At 38.0% G+C, this 20,764-nt stretch carries 18 protein-coding genes; 12 read left to right on the top strand and 6 right to left on the bottom strand.

Going from position 1 to position 20,764, the window contains the following annotated elements:
* The first annotated feature begins 10 nt into the window (after window positions 1-10).
* Entirely contained in the window at window positions 11-1,057 is a 1,047-nt protein-coding gene (locus R7R78_RS16790; protein WP_025633951.1) for a ParB N-terminal domain-containing protein, read from the top strand.
* A gap of 352 nt (window positions 1,058-1,409) precedes the next feature.
* Window positions 1,410-2,681 (top strand): phospholipase D family protein, encoded by a 1,272-nt coding sequence (locus R7R78_RS16785; protein WP_025633950.1) that lies wholly within the window; start codon window positions 1,410-1,412, stop codon window positions 2,679-2,681.
* A 62-nt stretch (window positions 2,682-2,743) separates the two neighbouring features.
* Here the strand turns inward: R7R78_RS16785 and R7R78_RS16780 are convergent, their stop codons facing one another.
* The 3 genes from R7R78_RS16780 to R7R78_RS16770 form a co-directional block, all read right to left on the bottom strand.
* On the bottom strand, window positions 2,744-3,637 hold the full coding sequence (locus R7R78_RS16780) for a DUF4435 domain-containing protein (RefSeq protein WP_025633948.1): 894 nt from the start codon (window positions 3,635-3,637) through the stop codon (window positions 2,744-2,746).
* A gap of 2 nt (window positions 3,638-3,639) precedes the next feature.
* On the bottom strand, window positions 3,640-4,758 hold the full coding sequence (locus R7R78_RS16775) for an AAA family ATPase (protein WP_025633946.1): 1,119 nt from the start codon (window positions 4,756-4,758) through the stop codon (window positions 3,640-3,642).
* A gap of 155 nt (window positions 4,759-4,913) precedes the next feature.
* On the bottom strand, window positions 4,914-5,549 hold the full coding sequence (locus R7R78_RS16770; RefSeq protein ID WP_025633944.1) for a hypothetical protein: 636 nt from the start codon (window positions 5,547-5,549) through the stop codon (window positions 4,914-4,916).
* Window positions 5,550-5,759: 210 nt separating this feature from the next.
* On the opposite strand from R7R78_RS16770, the gene R7R78_RS16765 reads away from it, so the two are divergent.
* Window positions 5,760-6,455 (top strand): hypothetical protein, encoded by a 696-nt coding sequence (locus R7R78_RS16765; RefSeq protein ID WP_025633943.1) that lies wholly within the window; start codon window positions 5,760-5,762, stop codon window positions 6,453-6,455.
* A 243-nt stretch (window positions 6,456-6,698) separates the two neighbouring features.
* On the opposite strand, the gene R7R78_RS16760 is transcribed toward R7R78_RS16765, so the two are convergent.
* Window positions 6,699-7,169 (bottom strand): hypothetical protein, encoded by a 471-nt coding sequence (locus R7R78_RS16760; RefSeq protein WP_025633942.1) that lies wholly within the window; start codon window positions 7,167-7,169, stop codon window positions 6,699-6,701.
* A 7-nt stretch (window positions 7,170-7,176) separates the two neighbouring features.
* The gene (locus tag R7R78_RS16755) at window positions 7,177-10,884 is read right to left on the bottom strand and encodes a hypothetical protein (RefSeq protein ID WP_139351517.1); all 3,708 of its coding nucleotides are present in this window, start codon (window positions 10,882-10,884) and stop codon (window positions 7,177-7,179) included.
* 147 nt (window positions 10,885-11,031) lie between these two features.
* On the opposite strand from R7R78_RS16755, the gene R7R78_RS16750 reads away from it, so the two are divergent.
* The 3 genes from R7R78_RS16750 (at window position 11,032) to R7R78_RS16740 (ending at window position 13,402) form a co-directional block, all read left to right on the top strand.
* Window positions 11,032-12,183, top strand: a complete 1,152-nt coding sequence (locus R7R78_RS16750; protein ID WP_077202323.1) for a DGQHR domain-containing protein — start codon at window positions 11,032-11,034, stop codon at window positions 12,181-12,183.
* A complete protein-coding gene (locus R7R78_RS16745; protein ID WP_042776211.1) occupies window positions 12,180-12,521 on the top strand; it encodes a hypothetical protein in 342 nt (113 codons plus the stop codon). The genes R7R78_RS16750 and R7R78_RS16745 overlap by 4 nt, the downstream gene beginning before the upstream one ends.
* Before the next feature lie 116 nt (window positions 12,522-12,637).
* Entirely contained in the window at window positions 12,638-13,402 is a 765-nt protein-coding gene (locus R7R78_RS16740) for a hypothetical protein (protein WP_025633937.1), read from the top strand.
* Window positions 13,403-14,523: 1,121 nt separating this feature from the next.
* Here the strand turns inward: R7R78_RS16740 and R7R78_RS16735 are convergent.
* A complete protein-coding gene (locus tag R7R78_RS16735) occupies window positions 14,524-15,534 on the bottom strand; it encodes a RepB family plasmid replication initiator protein (protein WP_158083951.1) in 1,011 nt (336 codons plus the stop codon).
* A gap of 742 nt (window positions 15,535-16,276) precedes the next feature.
* Between R7R78_RS16735 and R7R78_RS16730 the strand changes: the two genes are divergently transcribed.
* The 6 genes from R7R78_RS16730 to R7R78_RS16705 all read left to right on the top strand — a co-directional run bounded on the left by R7R78_RS16730 (window position 16,277) and on the right by R7R78_RS16705 (window position 20,193).
* Entirely contained in the window at window positions 16,277-17,356 is a 1,080-nt protein-coding gene (locus R7R78_RS16730; RefSeq protein ID WP_025633934.1) for a hypothetical protein, read from the top strand.
* Window positions 17,357-17,571: 215 nt separating this feature from the next.
* Window positions 17,572-18,291, top strand: coding sequence for a hypothetical protein (locus tag R7R78_RS16725; protein WP_025633933.1), 720 nt, complete (start codon window positions 17,572-17,574; stop codon window positions 18,289-18,291).
* A gap of 18 nt (window positions 18,292-18,309) precedes the next feature.
* Complete coding sequence (locus R7R78_RS16720) at window positions 18,310-18,627, top strand: hypothetical protein (protein ID WP_025633931.1); 318 nt, start codon at window positions 18,310-18,312, stop codon at window positions 18,625-18,627.
* Window positions 18,628-18,882: 255 nt separating this feature from the next.
* Window positions 18,883-19,056: a hypothetical protein gene (locus R7R78_RS16715; protein WP_155486753.1), complete on the top strand. Its 174-nt coding sequence runs from the start codon at window positions 18,883-18,885 to the stop codon at window positions 19,054-19,056.
* Window positions 19,049-19,312 carry a hypothetical protein gene (locus tag R7R78_RS16710; RefSeq protein WP_025633930.1) on the top strand — a complete coding sequence of 88 codons (264 nt, stop codon included), beginning with the start codon at window positions 19,049-19,051 and terminating at the stop codon, window positions 19,310-19,312. The genes R7R78_RS16715 and R7R78_RS16710 overlap by 8 nt, the downstream gene beginning before the upstream one ends.
* Before the next feature lie 299 nt (window positions 19,313-19,611).
* On the top strand, window positions 19,612-20,193 hold the full coding sequence (locus tag R7R78_RS16705; RefSeq protein WP_054574998.1) for a DUF2913 family protein: 582 nt from the start codon (window positions 19,612-19,614) through the stop codon (window positions 20,191-20,193).
* Window positions 20,194-20,764 lie beyond the last annotated feature (571 nt).

Below are 20,764 nucleotides of genomic sequence, written 5' to 3'. Positions count from 1 at the left end.
AGAGGGCACCATGTCAAGTCATAGAAGAAATGTCCAAGCTTATACACCAGGTGGTAATCGTACCTCGAAGTTATCATCAGATAGTGTTGCAATCACAACGAAAGAGGAGCAACTCCTTAACGAGGCAGCTCAAGCAGGAGTATCCGAACTAGAAATTGCGGTTGATGGCCAAGAAGTCTTGTTTCAACTGGTCGAAATTCCTTTTGATAAAATTGAAGCCGAAACATTCGTATCAGAGGATAATGTTCGAGATCAATCAATTATGTCTCGGCTGTCAGTTATAGATATTACCAACAAGATCTCTGATAAGGGTCAACTCTATCCCGGTCTTGCTATAAAACACACTGATTCACAAGGGGGTGTCACTTATGAAGTTATTGATGGCTCTCAACGCAGAAGCGGTTGTTTCTACAGTAAGCGCGGTTTTAAGATCTATGCTACAAGTCAAAATATTACACGCGAAAGTAAGCAGTCTTTATCTGAAGTAAGTAATACACATAGACCCATGTCTCTCTATGAGTTAGGTAAGCAATGGCTGAACCTCAAGAAAGAACAAGGTTTGAACAATATTCAGATTGCCACCGAGAAAGGCTATGACAAAAACTTAGTCTCAGCTGGTATAAAAGCGGCAGAGCTACCAAAATGGCTAATAGATGTCATTCCTAGTGTTCCTGATCTAGGAAGACCTTCAATAATTGAATTAGACAAGAAAATAACTAGCCTTTCTGATAAAGAAAAATCAGGCTTTGAAAATTTTTGCTCATCTTTATTAGAAGAGACAGAAAACCTAAGGCTTACAGCATTAAGTGCTAAACACGCCAACGCTCAAATCGTAAAAAAGATTCTGTCATACAGCTATGCCGAGCATGATGAGGATCAAGGGCAAGATGCATTGACAAAGCCAAAGAAACTTAAGAAGAAACTTGATAACGGCTCTGAAGTTCACGTAAAACATGACTCCTTGAAAGGTGAGTTCAGTTTCACAGTTAAAAATATAAGCGATGAGCAAAAGCAGCAGCTTGATCAGCTTTTAGGAGATTGGGGATTATCCATATAGTGTGGCGTTTATCTATCATGCTGAAAAATTGGGCATTTAACTGTTTATAGTGTCATTTTCTTTGAACTAAGCTGTAAACCTGTATATAATTCGCTTCGGAGTTAAATTGCCCCCAAGCGTTTATCTCTGTCCCCCTCTTACGCTTTTGCGTAGGAGGGGGTTCTTTTTTTCAAACCAGAAAATATACAACTCCCCCTCCCCTAATATCTTTACTTGATCAACTCCAAACTTGCGAAAATAAGCTTGTAGCCACAGAATTCTTTAGGCCAGTGTATCCTTTTACTGATATAAGTTACTCTTTTATCAACCTCAATGGCTTGTACTATTTTAAGAGAGTGATGAGAGCAAACCAATGGACTTGTATACTAATCGAACTTCAAAAAATGATTTCATTAAACATGGCATCACAGATCATATAGAAGATGGAATGGACTTATTCATTGCTTCAGCTTTTTTCACAGAGTTTGATGTTATAGATGAGGTCCTTGGAAAAGGATGTAATTTAAAAATCATTGTGCGACTTGGTTTTCCAACCTCACCATCTGCACTAGATAGATTACTAAACAATAATAAGGTTGAAGCTAGGTTCTTCACGACCAACTCATTCCATCCTAAGCTTTACATTTTTGGTGATAAGTCCATCTTGTTGGGTTCAGCGAATCTAACTCGATCCGCCATATATTCTAATCAAGAAGTTATGATTGGCATCCACCCGGAAGATCATAGATTTATAGAACTGCAAGAGTTATTCAGTGAATACTGGCGTGACGCAAAAGTGCTCAATAGAGATGCAGTCAAATGCTATCGGAGTATCTATAACAAGTACTATCATGCAAATAAACTATTAAATGACATGGAACACGATGTCATCGACACCATGGGGGATGTGAACTTCTCGAACATCAATCGCGGTAAAAAGAAAGCATCACAGAAGTCTATTTTCCAAGATACATACCAGCGTTCATATCAAGAATCAGTTAGTGCTTTTAATCGAATAGTAGAAATCTACAAAACCTTCGATAGAAAAGTTAACGGTGACTTAATACCATTAAGATTAGAAATTGACTCATTCTTCAGCTTTGTTCGCGACTTCTATGCCACTCAAGACACTTGGAAGCACCAACCTCTTGGATGGGATGAACAACAACGGTCTAAAACGGCAAAACTTATTAATGAATGGATGAATACAAAATGGGAACATTTTGAGGATCGCATTGTTCCGCATAATTATCCCCTTATAAAAAAAGTCCTCGGTTCAAAGGAAGCAATCATATCAGCTTCAATGATTGATATAGTTGAGGCACTTTGCGTTCTGCACTCTTTCCATGACCGGTTTCGCTTCTACAAAGGTGGCCTCAATACATTAAAGGAGAGCTTTATGGGAAGTAATGAAGAACAGAGGGTAAAAAAGACTCTGATATACCTACTATACGGCACTGGAGACCCTGTAACACGTATGGCAAACTGCATATACGATAGTGAGTATAAGTTGAACCAATTCGGAAAATCTAATGTTCAGGAGCTAATTGGATGGATTAACAAAGAAGATTTGCCAGTCATCAACGGTAGGACAACTAAAGTACTAAGATACTTCGGCAACAAAGTTGTTCAAGTAAGTGAGTAACGAAAGTTATAGTTATTGACGCCTCACTTCTGTTGAAATGAGGCAATATGATATCCTAAAAACTACGCTACTTCTTCTACCTCTGCATCGGTCTCAATAAGTCTAATCATTTGCTCATATAAATTAGTCCGCTCAAAGTTCTCCTTTGTATATTTGCTTCGAAGATACTTCTCTACCCCTTTGACAGTTACATTTCTATCTGATGATAATGGTTGCTTAAACACTTGAGCCAGCAACTGGCAAAAGTCATGCCCATTCGCGGTCTGATATATACAATAACCAGCTTGATTTAACTCTACGTATTTATTGTATATGTCGATACAATGAGTTTGTTCTACTCTCGGACTTCTTCTGATTGCAGCTTCGATTAAGATTTGAATGTTTATTGACACATTAAAATCGTTAACCGTCACAGCTTCGCTAGTAAAGTAGTTCATACCTTTGAATCTCACATTCAAATTCAGCAACCTACAAGCGAGTTTTACAAGACCGATTTCATTACAGACGCTCATCAGATTACTCATTAATCTCTGACCAACTTCATCGATCTGCATCGGACCCAGAATATGATTTTGTGTATGTTCAGTTATAAAATCTGTGATAAATTCATCATGAAGCATCATAATTTCTGCATCATGCACGTCCGTCATAAATGTATCGTTGTAAGTCTTTTCTAGTACGTGGTCGAAGTCTGCATCGACTATACCGTAAACTTGATTAGAAATACGAGTCCTCAGCCTATCAACAGCTTCTATGACATCCGCCTTTCCACTTGCTGGAGTGCAGTAAAAGAACTCTGTATTTCTCAACACCATGTTAAACAGAGTAATATCGGAGTCGCCTTCAACAACAAATATAATCCTATTGCCTACGTGGTCAGTTTGGACCTGTAAAAGCAGAGCGCTAAATTTAGTTTCATCGCTACGTTCTCTGGTAGCATCTCTTAAACTCGACATAACTAGTTACTCTTTGCAATCACATGCTTGTCAAAGAGGTCAATTGAACTTTCCCATTCATCACCAATCACATCCGGTGAATGCGTTGTTACTATAAGCTGTGAGTAGTGATTAAACTTTGATATTTGAGAGAACTCATTAAGGAGGTCTTTCTGCCATGAAATGTGTAGAGATACCTCAGGTTCGTCTATCAAAATGATTGCACCATTTTCTGCTTTGAAAATTAGATCAAAGAAAATAGATACTTGGTTCTTCTCGCCTGAAGACAACTTTTCTAAAGGTATATTAGCACCAACATGATTGAAGAATGCGAAGCCGTATTCCGGGTTAACTGCTATAGTTTTAAATGAAAACTTTTTCTTCTCAATTAGCTTCGAGAACTCGCTCAAACGTCCTACAAAGTCTTCATGCAAAGATTCTTCATAGAATATTTCATCCAATTTATCACTCAAGTTAATGGTGTAGTCTGATACAAGGTTTAAGTCATTCAATTCGAGATACTTACTCGACTTTGGTAGCAATCCGAAACGAGTGTAAGGTGCTAACAGGTCTTGTAGGCCAACTATCCTCTCTTTCTGCATGTACGGTAATGCGTTATTTTGAACTTCGTGTGATTCTATTGAAATGCATGAAAATAAGTCATAAACCAACTGGTCAAGCTTGTGCAATTTACTTAGCGCAAACTTCATTTTATCTTCTAGAAACGCTCTTTGCTTTGTAATGATGCTATATGCTTCAGTTTCGTCATTCAGATGTACAGAATGGATAAGAATAGAAAAAGCTTTTCTGTAATCAAATACCTTTTCTTCAGACAAGTTTTGGGTTGAAGGAATGATGATCTTTTTTGCGTCATTAAGAAATGACTCGATCTGCATACCAGATTCTGAGTTGAAGTAACGGACAAGACCAAGATTGGTTTTCAGTTCGAATGTATCAAAACTTATTTTAGATAATTCTTTGTAGTTATTTGAGATAGCATTATGAATCAATTTGAGAAGCATAGTCTTACCATAGCCATTGGGGCCTGTAATAACCACATGATCGGACTCTGGAAGTTCAATGTCATAGTTTAAAAAACCAAACAGATTCTTAACTGTAATTTTTTCTATTCTTAGGAACATTTTGTAGTATTTTTATTGAAAATTATGTCGCATTGTACCATTAGAGGTAATGTCGTAAAGTGCATATTGATTCTGGGTATTTCTGTTTCTGTGGGTTATTCAGTGATTTATGGGTAATGACCAAAGACCAACGTAGCTTGAATAGTAAAGATTTATTAGTCTGAACTCTTTACTTTATCTAGACGATTTATATCCACATTCTTAACCAAAGCATCTGCATCAAATATCAATTGATTTTTTTCATTAACTTTTGGTCTGAATAAAACTAGTACTTTACCAAACTCCCCTTCTGCCTCAGCTGTTAAGGTCGTATTTCCTGAACTATCAACCAAGTAGTTTGTTGAGTCTGAATCCAACCTTCCAATTCGGCCATTCACGTGAATAATTCCAACGTCATAGTCTCTTGATGACAAACTCTCGGAAAAATACTTTTTTAACTCTTCAGGGTTATCCAATATAGATTCAGGGTCATCAACGTACGCACTTGCAACCTTAAGTTCTATATTCTGTTTATTATGAATTGATGTATAATCCGGCCCATTTGGAGTATTTGAAATGCCAGGGCTAACATATAAGCCCACAATTGCCCAAATTGCTGAACATGATGTAACTATTGCTCCTCCACCTTTTGATGAAACCTTGAGATTGTTCCATTCGATTAGTTGCTCCTCTTCCTTTAACGAGGCGCCTCTTTTGAAAATTTTATAACCAAAGTACGCAACGAAAGAACCAATAGAGAAACACAGAAGCATCCCTATACCGTTAAAGACAATAATACCCAATCCTTCCATGGATCTCCCTTATCTTAATTTTACTATTATTTTGTTAATTCATCTAAACAAGCTTAGATCATTCTTGTATCAACAGAGCTCAAACTTAGATTCTTTTTTCTTAGGCTCACCTTACATTCTGTTTACTTATGAACTATTAGTTATTCCGAAAGTATTTATCTGTATTCATTAATTCGTATCGGCAAGTGAGCTTTTTCTAAGGAGTATTTTGTGGCTACCATTCATTCAAACGCATTTGAATTTAATCTCGATGGCTTAACTAATATCAATTTCATAGAACAATCCCATTGTATCACCCATGGTCAACCTTATGATGGAGTCCGTTGCTACAACGCTTGTCACAAGGAGCCAGCAAAATTGGTTGTACTTGCTGGCAGGAAGGGGTCACATGAAGTTTCTAACTGGCTAGTGTCAAATGTAAATTGGCCCAAAGAAAACGGCCTAGGAGGTGCAATAGCAGATACCTATATGGATGACATTCCACGTAAACTCAATTTTGCCATTCGTGGTTGTATCATACTCACCATTTTCGGTATTGAGTACACAATCGAAGACATTGTCCTCGCACAAGGTAAGTCTGGTGCTTACAACAACTGGTGGCTTGGTTCGAGCTCAATGATAAAGATAAAGGCAGAAAACATGACAGATTCATATGCTCAGGAGCTGTCCGAAATGGCCAACAAGTTGATTATGGCAGGACTATCTAAGAGTTTCGCTAGAGCAATCAATGCTATCGGCATTGGAATATACAAATTAACAAAACCACATAAAGTGGGTCGTTGTCTAATTGGGTGCACGAATGACCAATTCGATAAAAGTAAGTCCGTGGTTTTCATAAGTATGAAAAACAGTTCGGCTGATGCAACTATGATGGGTACTTACGCGCTTGATTCTGAAAAATTGTAGTATTTAAAACACTTTAGATTAAGAATATACATTGTATATTCTAATACTTTTTTTTGAACAACCATGTTGATTAATAGTTAATCAAGAGTTCTGGAACACTATGCCAGATGGATATCTGAGTAATATACACTGTATACTATTTTAACAAATAGCTCCCTTTAAAATATACAGTGTATATTTACAATGTGACATCAATACTGGTCCCATTAGAATATACACTGTATATCACCCCAAAAATTCACATCACTTAAGCGTATTGATTAACTTAATTAAACTATCTGGGTCAGAGGTGTAGAGCGATACCAGCTCCTTTTTACTTAGGTTAGTTAGTATCTTGGCTATCAAATCCTGGTTAGTATTGGTTACTAGGTTCTGAACCTTAAACTCTGAATACCCCATAACCATCGCAACATACAAGTGCCTGTTTTCCTTAAACCACTTCCAATAGGCAGACTTAGAGAAGCCTTCATCTACAAGTCGATCTGGAGCACTAGGCAATCCTAGTTCGGCGTTAACCTCTTTTATGGTTTCCAATTCCACCAGCCTGTTGACAAATAGCTTTAGTTCATCGTAATCATTACAGTAGTTGAATGCATTATCCAACATGAAAGCCTGTTTCGGCTTTGATTTCTGCCACAGTTTTATTGTGCTTTCACTCTGTTTAAACGCTTCAGCTAAGAGAGATAAATCGTTTTTATAGTCATAAGTAAACATAATTGTTTTATAGATTTAATAGTGATTCGAGTAAGGGTTTTGGCGTTACATTTCTTGTAGAACGTTTAGTTACTTTTGTCGTATGCATATTACTATCGACTCGATCAGGAGAAATTGTAACATTCGTATTTACTGGCATTGTACATAAATCCGTTGATAGAGATAGACGCTGTTCGAGTGAAAACTTTGATATTGTTTCACGAAGAGAAAATCTCTTTATATCTTCAATTTGAGCTTTAAACCACTCGAGGGTGATAAGAGCCTCAGATAGGTTTGACTCATATTCTCCCAACCGAGTTAAGTAGTTTTCTACGCTTGGGTTAAATGAAGCTAGAAAATCTTGTTTGTCTAAGTTAATCACATTTGAGGCTGGTGTTTCGATATTACTTAGTCGCGTGTATAGAGCTGCATTCAGATTTCTCAATTCAGTTTTTAGACAAAGATATTCCTCTGAACTTTTATACTTAAAAACATCGTCAAATTTCAAGTTAGATAGGTCTTTAGATACCTTAGCGATTTTTGAAACTGTTTCACTATCAATACTATTAATGGCATTTGAATACACTCCTTTAAGTGCCCAGTTCATCGCAATAGATTGCTCTAGTACTGAAACAACTGAGTTTAGCTGTTCGATTGTAAAGTGTGTAATTTCCTTCTTAATAGATGGCTTAGCATTCAGTTCTGTTAGTTGGTTAGTAGAGAGAGAACTTTTGTAGAACTCTTCAATCGATTTGAACGAGTCTGAGCTTAATAAAGACCAGCACTTTAATGTTCGATGAATCTGAGGCTGATTATCGGTCAAGAATAGTGTGGGATTGTTTAGCTTGACAGTTGATTCACCAAATCGAGCCAGGTATTTCTTCAATCTATCACAGTGATTCCTTAATCTACTCTCACAGCCTTCCAACGGCCTAGACAGTTGCAGCTTTATTTTGTGTCTTATTGCGTTTCTACGCTCCCGAACATGAAGTAATAGCTTAGCTTTATCGATCCTATGCTTTTGCATAGAAACCATAAAAGGCAATTGTTTTAGTTCTGATGCATTCATGTCTTGGTAGTCGAAACAACCAAGTTCTGACAGTAACTCTGTTCTCTTGGCTATGTCGAGGAATGTCGGGTAGTACTTTAACGATATCCTAACGGCCCCTGTCTCTACCATAGAACGTGCCACAGCTCCTAATTGCGTGGACCGTACTGATTGTTTTCTATTAGAGAGAGACAATCTACGTCTTCTTATGTTCTGAATGAGTGCAAGATCATGTTCAGCTTTAATTCTTTCGTAAGGTTGGGTTAAGTGCCACTGACTGAGAGTTCTTTCATTAACTACAATATTTAACTTGTCGCCTAGAGCGGCATTAGGGTCAATATAATGTGCTGGTGTAAAAACATCTTTAACTTCTTCGCCCAAGAGATCGATGTCAGGGTGAAGCACTCTATGATTATCTGCATGCGCATAGTGAAGTCTTGGATTTGTTTCAAGATTATAGAAAGAGAGTCTTGTTGTTCCCTTAGTAAGTTTACCTGATCTAATTTTTGCTACACGTTTTGTGAAATCTAATGAAGGTTTAACTTTTCGAGCCTTTTCCTGGTATTGGATATCAGTAACATGCGATAGATAGGGTATAGAAAGCTTGGTGTTTATCTTTCCACCGCCAAACATAGAACTAAAGGATGCATAAATCACTTTCGTAGCTTCTTGGATAGAACTAAATTCAATGCTACTAATTTGCTCATCAATTTCGTTATACCAATTTAGTGCTTTTTTGTTTGCATAACCCTTAAGTAGACTAGTTTTAAAGTACTCTGAAAATGCACTAGAAGCTTTACGTCCATTACACTCCAACTTGATTACCTTATCAGAGTTACTTGAAATCAAATCAAAGAGTTCAACTCTCTCAGCATTGACCATCACTGAAATCCTTCCTAAGAGATCACAATGTTTAGATCGAGAAGTGTCCTGGCTGATTGGTTCCAGCTTTAAATTATGAGCAATACTCACTTTTACAGGTAACTGTGTTTTAGGGAGGATCTTCGTGGTGCAGTTAAAATCGCTTTCATTCAAATCGCTCGCATCTATTGGACGCTCCCAGTAGCTAAGAAAGGACTTATGATTATCAATAAACCGCACTGGGTCATTGTCAACATTAAGAGTTTTCATTAATACGGCTTCAGGTAATTTCGATGAGTTAATGCTGATTTTTCCATGAATAGATTCGTACTCTGCATTACTTTTAGGATAAGGAATCCAGCCATTACCTCTCAAAAGTTCATTCCAGATAACCAAAGGTCTATAGGGAAGGGCATTTACTCCATCTAGACTCCATCTAAACGAAAGATAAGCAGCATGCTTTTCAGAAAAAATGTTTATTAAGGGTTTCTGGGCCTCTTGAATGTACATATCAAGAAATGCTCTTCTGGCTTTAGCGTTCAAGCTTCTATCATTTTTGATGTCTATAACGCCTTCATGTTGGTCGACGTACCCACTTTTATATAGTCGTTTGAACTCTTCAGCTTTTTTAGATGACTCAATTGAAATTTGAGCAAAATACCTAACCAACTTTTCTAAATACTTTACTTTTAGAACGTTCGGCTGAAATGCTACTCGTTGATATGCTGCAAAATCGATAGCTTTGGCATGCATCATTCTCGCATCCATATTGCAACTCAGCTGAAACATGAAATCTCTAATGCGCAGAACCTCTTCCTGTAAAAACACTTTCCATCGAGTATGTTTAGCTAGTGAGTTTTGGGTTTTATCGTGTTGAACCATTGTGCATAGTGTGCATCCAAATCGACTAGATCCATTGCAACCATTTGAATTCTTTTGTCCTACTGCAATCTCACAGACATCAGAAGAAGCATTCCCATAAATGGCCAAAAGCAGGGCGAAATCAGAAAGGAAGCCGGGAAGGGGAGGGAGCCCAGCTAAACTACGAGTAAGAGGCTTAGCTCCAGAAAGTTCTAAGGAAGTGAAAACCTCTTGGGTAGACCAGTCACGTATTGGAGCGTATAGAAACAGTGGGTAGCCTGTATTTAAGTCAGACTCTTTCATCTCTTTCAATAAATCACTTATAGACTTATCACTGGTTCCCTGAATAACCATATTACCTTTTCGCTTTGTACTCTCGTTGTTTCTTTGCCCTGTAGCGCAAATCACATCAAAACGGGTGTATTGCTGTAGTTCTTCGTCTGATTTAAAGCGGTCCAATAGGTTTTTTAAATATCTTTCGCTAGGAACAATTTTGAGAATAGAGCTGCAGTCACTATTACGTTGTGCATTTGGTATTAGCTTATTACTAGTCAGGTATTTGTTCGCGTACTCTTCATGAAATGACGGAGTGACAATATCGTAGTAAACGTTAATATCGTTATCTTTTGCATAGTCAATAAACTTAGATTTAACCCACCTGGTGTACATAACCATTGGAAGTGATTCCGAAAGAGTGTCAACCGTTGAAACAATTAAGGGGCGAGTTTTTTCGATCCAACCATTTTGAATACAAACTCGATAAGCTTCAGAAGCAGCATTCAAAACTGTGCTGGAGTCTTTACCCATACTGCAAGGAACAAACACTAGCGAATCACTAGATCGCAAAATCGTTATAAACTCTTCTACAACCGCATTGAACTTGAAGCTAACACTCTCGTGCAAAGCCACCAATTCGTTTTCTATTAGGTTTGTTGTTTCAAAAATATTAACCATTGGCTGAACCATTACTAAAGACCGACAACTATATAATACCATATTTAAACACACTTTATAGACTTAAATATACTTAGTGCACTTTTTTGTGCACATATATTGAAGGAGGTGTATTTATATGGTATTTTACTTCTATTCTTTTAGTCATCGGGTCAAGACATGTACACACCAATTTATTCTGAACAAGACCTTCAATTAGTACTCTTCAGAGCTAACGAGGGTATTTGCACGAATGGCATTTCTGTATTTGAGGGGGTAATAACAGGCAAAGAATTTGCTGAGAACTTCACTGAAGAAGAGAGCTCAGATAGTTTAAATGAGTATCAAAAAAGACAGAGAGACCTTGAGAAAGGTCGTGCACAAGGTTTGATTAAGTATTTCGACAATAGGGAGGATACAGTACTCCCTAGCATTACTGTCTTTGTTTCTTCATTAAAACTCCATGAGGAAATATCTATTGGTAACAAAGAAGTCGTCACAGCCACATTAGAAAGTTCATCTGACCGTCTTGTATGTGATGGTCAGAACCGTTTGAATTTGTTTAAGGACAGAGTTACGAATGCTAGTCCTACTCAGTACCATACGCTGGGAGTTAAATTCATTGTTACAAACACGGACACCTTAGAGCCAGTCACTCAAAAGATTAGACAGGTATTTTCTGACTACCACTTACACCTTCGTAAACCAACATCAGCACAAAACTTATTCTTTGACAGCTCGCAAAGCTTTTCCAGATTAATTAGGGACCAGATACTCGATAATGTATTAGTTGATGGTCATTCACTAAAGCGGTTTATAAGTACCACAGGAAAACCCAAGAAATCCCAGTTAATGGACTTGAAGCAGTTAGGCGATTTCATTTGTACCGCATTAGGTACAACTCCTGTAAAAATGAACAAATTGCTTGAAGGTTCAAGCGATACCGAAGCTGAAATAATTCGCTTAACAACTCCATTCCTCACCAAGTTTTTTTCTCTTATACCTATGAGGTTTCTTTCAGACTCAGGGCCAAATGTTATGTACACGAAAAGTATATTTTGGAAAGGGACTGCGATAGTAATTCGATCTATCTTTGAAGAGCATTTGTCTCGAATGCATAAAGCCCCCATTGATTGGTCAGTACTAGATGGGATAGTTCGATTGCCTGTGAAAGATATTACACATGACTTTTGGCTAGAGAATAATGTAGTACAGAAATCTATTTCAAGAAATGGAAGTATTAAATACAGAATGATCCGCAGCTCAGAGAGAAGCTGTGCTACTGCTATTTGTAAAGAACTAGAACTACCCTCAGTGGGAGAAGAAGTATGAAGTCACCAGAGAGTAATGACTTAGACCTGAAAGCACATCGATGCCCTAATGCGATGACAATGGCGAGAATGGGTCTATCTCGAGCAATTAAGGAAGGTGTTAATGAGTACAACATATACAGCATAGAACCACTGTTAGGAAAGCACATATCTGCTTACTTAAATGATGTCCAATGTAAATTTGAAATTCACATTGAATCGGTAAGGATACGTGACGAACATAAAAAGTTATGGTGTAACGAAAGCACAATCTTTGATGAAGATGATTTCGAGTTTGCAGAGCACTACTGTCGGTACCGTATCGCCTTCACCAACAAATCAAATTATGGTGAAAGTTGAGTACAACCCTTAAAAGAAACCGTGAACCAATTTCCTTAGTTCGAAAACTAAAGTTGATTGTAATTCGCTCAAGGCCTATATTGCTTTTTATCCATAAATGACAATGGTAGATTGCAATGAATAACATTAATCTCATTACAGTGGGGATTGCTTTAGCGGTTTCCGCCCCCTCTGTAATTGCTTCAATCAAAGCACCACACAATGCAGGGAGCTACAATAAAGTTATTAAGGTTCCTTCACACATGAACCAAACAAGTGCAGTTGGCTTGGATGATACTTTAGGCTCCAGAAACATCTCTGACGAAACAATCGTTGAGCTCCCAACCGTCCCAGATGATCCAGTAGGGGACTTTGAGATCCCCAAACCTGGAGAGGATGAAGATGAGGCAGTAGATATTACTATTAACTGTGGATGTGCTTCTGTGAATGTCGCAAGGGGAGCATGTTTTTCTCCAAAAAGAGCTAAAAGCGCAATGGACAGCAAAGCAAGTGGGTACTTTAGCTCATCTTATGGTTCATATTGGCCTAACTCGTCGAACATTGATTTCCTTGTAACATATAACCTGGAAACCAAAGGGATCACAAAAATAGCCATCACTGATCATAGTAAAATATACAATCTCACTGATGAAATCGCTAATGCTGGTTTATTTGAAATTTCCGGGCCAGTGACATCAACTGCTACACCTAGCTGTAGAGTAAGCTTAACTCGTGCTGCGTTTGCTGACATGGGATACTACACAATGGGTGCAGATGATCCATGGAGAGTAAGGTATAGAGGGTGGGCACATTACAACAAACCTTCCGGTTCCAGATACAAAACTGTAAATGGTGGTACCACAAGCACTCGACCTCCATCCGGGAAGACCTACTATTACTAGATAGCTTGAGTTTGTAAAAGCTTTTCTGGGCCTCTCAAACAAACCTTCCTTGGTGTACCAGGTCTTAATATACAAGTGGTACATCAAGGACGTTTTCTTAAAGCGTTAGTTTTCGTCCTAAATGTCACCCCAGACACTATTGGACCATAGTAAATCAATAAGATAGAAGAACACCTCTATCTAAGTGTGACATCTAGGACGAAAGTTTTCTATCTAGTGCCACCGCATATATTTAACTCATTGATATGCTTTTCTACTTTCTTATACTCAAGTAGGCTTTACGTCCTAGATGTCACAGAGAAGAGATTTTTATCTTTATTTTCAATGCTTTAAATATATTCAATGATATCTATAGTAACTAGCTTTTCTTAAATTCCCAACTGGGCTAAACCATTTTACCCCTACGAATGTTTTCGTCCTAGATGTCACCTATCACTCTTTACTGTATATCGAACGTAGAGAAAGTATGACTCCAGTGTGTAGCTTTTTATATCAGCCTAAGGCACAAATAAAATATCTTTTATTTTCAGTCAGTTATAATCATTAAGTTTGAGCTTTATTCTATAGAGTACTGGACACACATTGTTGCTTCTTAAAGTATCATTTTAAAACCGTCCTAAATGTCACCCCTCACGCTCTTGACACAGAAAAACAATTAAAATACATATACTTATAAAAAATCCGATTAAAACATCGCCATAGAACAGTGACACCTAGGACGAAAATAGAGAAAAAAACGCATTGCATATTCATTGATCCCTTACTTTCGTCCTAAGTGTCACCCCTCCAACTAGAAGCAATAGATACTATCCTTATAATTCAATACGTTAGAAGGAGTTCTGAAAAATTAGCTTAACCTTCATTTACAGGGTTTTCATTCAAAGGAAGCAAAAAAGCAGGTTATAAAGAAAGAATTGGGTCTTCATCACCCACAAAACAACTTCAATCACGGATAAAAAACAACAATTAGGGAGTTGGATCACAGTTATTGAGAGGTTTAGCCACCAGCAATATCTGGTAAAGGTGACACTTAGGACGGTATTTTGAGGCAGAACTAGCACACTTGATTGTTGAATGTGCTAGTTGGATGGAAATTTACTTCTTTGGTGTGCTAGTTGAAGCTAATCTTCATCATCTGTGACTATTTCATAGTCGGTTACATCAATGACGTCATCTGATTTCTTCATTGATGTACCTTTAGCATCTTTTGACTCTTCACCAAACTTCTTAATAGCGCTTAGGACAGCAGGGGATATATCTTCACCATTCAGCAATAGTTCTCCAATCTGCTCAGTCAATGCGACCATTTCACTCTGCTTTGGTTGAAGGTTGGCATTGATAGCTTTGATTGCTGACCTTGCAAGGGATAGTTTACTTGGGGCCTTTTTAGAAAGCTCCCAGGTAAACTTAAATGCGACAGTCTTGGTACCTTTTCGAACATCCTCGTAGGAAAGACTTTTGAAAATGTGCAACTTATTAAGTTCTTCAATTGCTGGGTTAAGCCAACGTTTCTTAAGAACCGCAGTTCTGTCATACGAAGAGGGCAGTTGCCACCTAGAGCGCATCCAATCAACATCTAGAATTAGGTTATTTCTTAAATTCTTCCACTGATTGATAGCCTCATAAAGCCTCATGGTATAAACGGAAGATAAGTTTCCTGCTTCACCTATCAGCAGCTGTGTATAGTTTGATGTGGTTTGGTTAATGATACTAATCAACTCAGCATTCAAATACAGCACTACATGTCCTCGTTTAGGACGATAGCTCTGTTTAGTGGTCCAGTGGATAGCATCATAAGCTTTTTCACCATCTTTGCTGTCTTCATCAGGAAGATAGATAACCACACTTTTCTCATGTAAAGATTGTGCTGCGCGTTGTATGTCTCTTGATAGGTTTTTCTTCGACTCATCATCTATCTCGAAGTATTCGATGAACTCTTTGTTAGAAATAGTGATCGGATACTGACCATATTCCATTGTTTTTAAATGTTCGGGAGTAGGGTTTTCCTGATTAATCCGCTTGAGGCACATGTATACAAGCCGCTTCTCATAACGAGTAAGGCTATAAGCTGCCGTTGTTAAAGCGTTCGCTTGTCTAACAGTAAGATCGTTTTTGCTGTTGTTCTCGGTCATGATACTGATACACACAATAAGAAATTGTACCAAATGTAACATTGTAGGCTTAAATGTGCCAGTAAGTAAGCAAACCAACCTTATACATACTTATACAGACTTATCCACAACCGAAAGCGTCCTAGATGGCACGGTAAGTCGTCCTAAGCGATCTTCAAATCTTCCTAAATGTAATAGTGTTTCGTCCTAGATGATCTTAAACGAATTCCTAACTACTTGAATTATAAAAACATAGATAAGTTATCAACACCCTAATAAGATCTTAAAAAAGATCTTAATAAGATCAATAAAAATATTATTATTAAATAGTGTCTAGAAATTAATCAGTTAGAAGGGTAAAGGGACGATCTTGGAGAACAAAGAAGTAGTAATAGTTCTTTTTTTGCATGTTAACTCAAAAAGCCACTCAGTAGAGCTATATGAGCTAATTTGCTCTATTTAGACACATATACCGGGTTGTGTCCAATCATAAGCATAGAGGCGCTCTCAGCTTGCATTTGCCCTAAATTTTCAATGACGATCTTTAGATCATTCATTTAATTAACCATTTGGTTTAAGGATCATACGCACGAACACAATGGGTTTAATCTTCCGAGGCTCTCCAGAACCATCATGTCATATAAACAAAGAAAGTTAAAAAATCATACACAAACAACTGTTATAATATGGTATTTACTGTTATACTAATGGGGAATTAACGGTTCTATCCCGTTGAAATATATGTAATAGCTTGGGGGCTAAAATGAAAAGAAGATCTTTTGTAAGTAGAGAAGAACTAAACTACGCTAAAAATTTACTAGTCTCTTATGGCTGTATGAATAAGGTGATTAACAGCGCAATTCAAATGGTAGATGAACTTGATATTGAGCCTGGCCTAAAGTTCCAGGCTAAGATGGGATCATTTAAGAAGGAATTGGATGTAGCTATATCAGCTATAGGAAAACCAGAATCACGTGCCAAGTTCATTCTAAACATAACGAACTTCTTGGTATCATGGTATGAAAGTGGAAATAAGTGCTTAGACAAGTTCTCGGTTGCCAGGTTTTCAATTTTGCTCTTTCATGCTACTGAACTTAAATTAATATCCGCTCGACAACAATTGGATATCATTTATGGGTGTTTGAAAGTTAGCGAGTTACCAAAATCAGACACACATCTGTTAATCCAACTGCCCATAACCCAGGATATCTTCACTTTAGAGAAAGTGCAGTCTCACCAATCTAAGGCTCATGTTATCAACCAAGACGATCATACCCTCGTTCAACTTGATATATCTGATGTTCCAAAAGAAAACCAAAGTGCGATAATTGGTGCGCTAGACGATTTAAGTCTGGATGAGGTCTCACTTTCAAAAGATGGAAAGTACCTTTCATTACTCGCTCCATTAACCTTGGAATGCGGCTTAGAAGATACACTCAAGAAGGTTGAAGCTCTAAAGGCGTGTTCAATGCTTGATGTATTTTGCCAATTTAAACCAATCTCTTTAGAAGAAATAGCTGTTAAGTATTGGGATGGTAAGCAGTACTTTGATGAGCTGGCGACAATGTATAAAGCAAGCTCTCAGTCAGAATCTACTCGACAAACTATAAGCAGTGCACTTGAACTAGTTAATACCGGTTACATTCTGAGTTCTTTAGATGGTTTATCCACTCTTTGTCATCGTTTAGCTGTAGATACGGACAAGGACTATAAATATAAAGGATCGTCAGCTCTATATGAGCTTCTGGACACTCTAAGGGGGTTTTATAGAGACTTACTATGGAAACTCGAAGATATGGGTTATGAGTTTCAATATACATCTGCATTTTCGAACGTGCTTTAGTTGATTTTCGGGGATTCCGATTAATGCTTCCACTAACTAAACACATTAACTCGGATTCCCTTTGCTCCCTGTCGCACTTACAAGGTCATAGCGCTAGATTTTAGCTGTATGTACTGGATAGAAACTAGGCATGGGTATAGAAGTTAATCAGAAACACTTCGACTTGATTTAACGTTTGACACTAATTAATAAATCAGCACTCAGAGGGAAACATTTTGTCAGATTTAGACTTCACAAAGCACTGGACATCCGAACGTACCCGCAAAAAGCAAACAGCTCTAACAAAGCTATCAAATGGACTTCTAAAAGAAGTAGTCGAAGACCCATTCTCTAGAGACTTGTTTGAACTCGAAGAAATTGAAGCGATGAAAGTCGCAGCAAAGGCTTTGAGTAAAGCAAAAGAAAAGTTTACCAAAATTAAAGAGAAGAAAGCCCGTATCGAAAAACGTAAGGCTCAAGAGTTAGCAAACATCAATAAACAAGCGAAAAAATATGCTATTGAGGTATTAGATTCGCTTAATTCCAATCCGGATACTTTTACACGAGAACAGCTGTGCCTATGGGTGACGGTCGCTCACTTTACTAGTTCTGTTTTAGATCCTGAGAGTTGGGAGATAGACATTAACGATAATATTGCTAATCACTATTTAGAGAGTGATCACGCATTAAGAAGGCGTAATGTTTGGACTATGAGAAGTAAGGCTCTAAACGCTTTCGAAAATTATTTTAAAAGAGCATGGCAATTCTCTTTTGAAACAGACTCTTGGGTAGTACGAGTGCCAATTAAAGAGTCCGTAGCACAACTTAAGGCACTAATAAATCATGATGAGTACATCAAAAATGAAAAGCTATATGCTCATTTACTTGAGCCTTTAGAGGCTTACAATCGTGAGGTTGATGCAATTAAACGACGCAAGAACATGAAGTCTATTTAACCAGGAGAAGATTCACCAATGACATACGAAGAATTGTACGCCGACTGGGAGTATTTGTTTAAAAAAGTTGGCTGTGCTGAAGACATGACGGGTGGTTATGTTGACTCTGAAGATTTAGAGGAACTACTTAAAAAGCCAACTAAATCTACAGCAAAGAACTGCTTGAATAGACAGATCGATTATTGGTTCAGAGCTGGAATTCAGTTCGACTATGACCTCAAAGGTAGGTCGGTTTTCGATCTCATAGAAGAGTATCCGAAGATAGAAGAAATCGCAGACAGACACTTTGTTGATTTAGATGATTGTCCCGACCCTTTCGTTAAGACAAATGATTAAAGGGGAAAGCATGGTAGATTTATCTATTTATAATATTCGACCTGAGCCTAAAGAAGCTGTCTGCATTGGCTGCGGGTGTAGTGATAATAATGCATGTTTTGAGAACTCCCAGGCATGTTATTGGCTAAAAGTGGATAGAGAAAAACAGCAAGGTGTTTGCTCAAACTGTCATGACCTTTTGTCTCAGTAAATTTAGGAAATGGATGAATTTTCTATAATCACAATCGCTTAATGCCTAACTATAGGAAGGAAATAATGAGTCGTCTTGAAACACTTATAGAACAGAGCAATGATGAACTTTGTAGTGTGTCAGTCCCTGTTAAAGAACAGTGTCTGAACCGATGCAATGAATGTCCAGTTGATGATGAGTTAATTGGAACGTTGACAACAGATAGTAAGAGCTCAACAGAAGAGTCACCAAATGAGTGAGAAAGTACTTCTAGGCACATTATTGGTTGCAGGTTTTTTGTTAGCAGTGAGATGGGCATTTAAGAGTGATACATCTTCATTTGATGAAGCACTTAACAGGTTTCTATCAAGTGAACAACGAAAAGAGAAGAAAGGTAACTCAAATCCTAGTAGTGCTTACGAACGACGCAGGAAGGCTATGTTTAGCGGCACAGATTCGATGGGTTGCTATCAAAAGCACAAAAAGGCCAACGAAAGGCTTCATCGTAAAAGGTGAACCTTAGATAAAAAAATAGGCCCCATATCATGCAATATGATGACCTGGTTTATTAATTGGTCTGGGATGTATTGGTGTAGGAGAGGAATAAAGTTTCATGCTGGTTGTCTTGAGCATCCACAGATTGAGCGGTCCCATTCAAATACGTTTCTGGACAATTATCATTTTCGGAAAATCAAACATTAGCAATCCATGAACAACTCTATGTCTGGGAAACTACTCCCGAACTCATTATTAAGGTTGATTTAAAACGCCCAGCCCCAATATTCTTATAATCCACCCACAACGCTACCTTGGCTATGCAAATCAAACGAGACTTTGACTACTACCACAACCTTCACAACGTCATTACCCACGCCCTGCTTCATTTGCTGTGTCAGGTTTCCGCATCTTCCCGTTTTGTTCCAGTAAAATCACGCAATGACATACTGATAAAGTACCTTAAGCCAAAGCTCAACGATAAGTCGTTATCGAATATCAAAAAAGACATCAAACTGATGATCAGCTTAGCAAGAAAAAAAGGTGGGAACCTAGAAATGAAACTGCATCAACTTAATTCACAATCGAAGCATACAAAACTCATCGGTGCTGAAAAGCTTTATAACCTACTCGTACACCTTTATGACGTAGAGGGTATCGAATCAAGACTGTTTGAGGAGGGTAGTGAAGCGGAGCCTGGGATTCTTTATATGCTAGAGGAACAAGTCGAACACGGTTTTGACCAAGAACACAATCAACTCACCCCGTTATCGATGCTTATCCAACTAGAGCGTGCACCTGAATTAATTGAATCGATTAATGCTCACGGCCTATTTCTTGCTGAAATGAAAGAGTGGAACACCGAGAAACATCAAGCCCACATCTTAGTACACCCAGCTTAAAAAAGCTGGCTAGCCATCATTTAAACGCCCGCTCATTCTATCTTCCATGAACTGGCTTCACCAGCTAGTTCTAAGTTGGACATAAACGTTTTAGAAATGGCGGCGTACTCTGATGGCTGCCATTAAGTATAAAACTTTAATACTCAGTATCAAACTTATTGCTTAGTAACGAAACTTTATTCCTCACAAACAAATGGAGTTAATGGGTTTGAAAGCTCTCCACTAACAGGGTTCCCCCTAGTCGCCACCGAGGCCCACCCGCCGGACTTACCCCTGCATTACTAAGTCTCGTTCCTCGCCAAGTATTGCCGCTCATGGGCTGTTGTCCACCAGCGCTAGTACGATGCCAACAAAACCCCATTGTCACCGTCCTAGCAGAATGCTGGTGGCCATATGATCCGCCTTCGGCGAGCTAAAAAGCATTTGTAACGCTTTTCTTAACGGCTTCGCCTAAAAAGCTGACCCTCTATCGAGCCCTATTGTGTCGCCTTTGTCCGGCCCAAAGTCCAGATAATAAGTTAATTATATTTCACAAAGGTTAGTGTTTAAATGTGGTATCTATTTGTTGTTT

Source organism: Vibrio sp. 2134-1, assembly GCF_033339495.1.
This window is presented reverse-complemented; position numbering and strand designations above follow the sequence as displayed.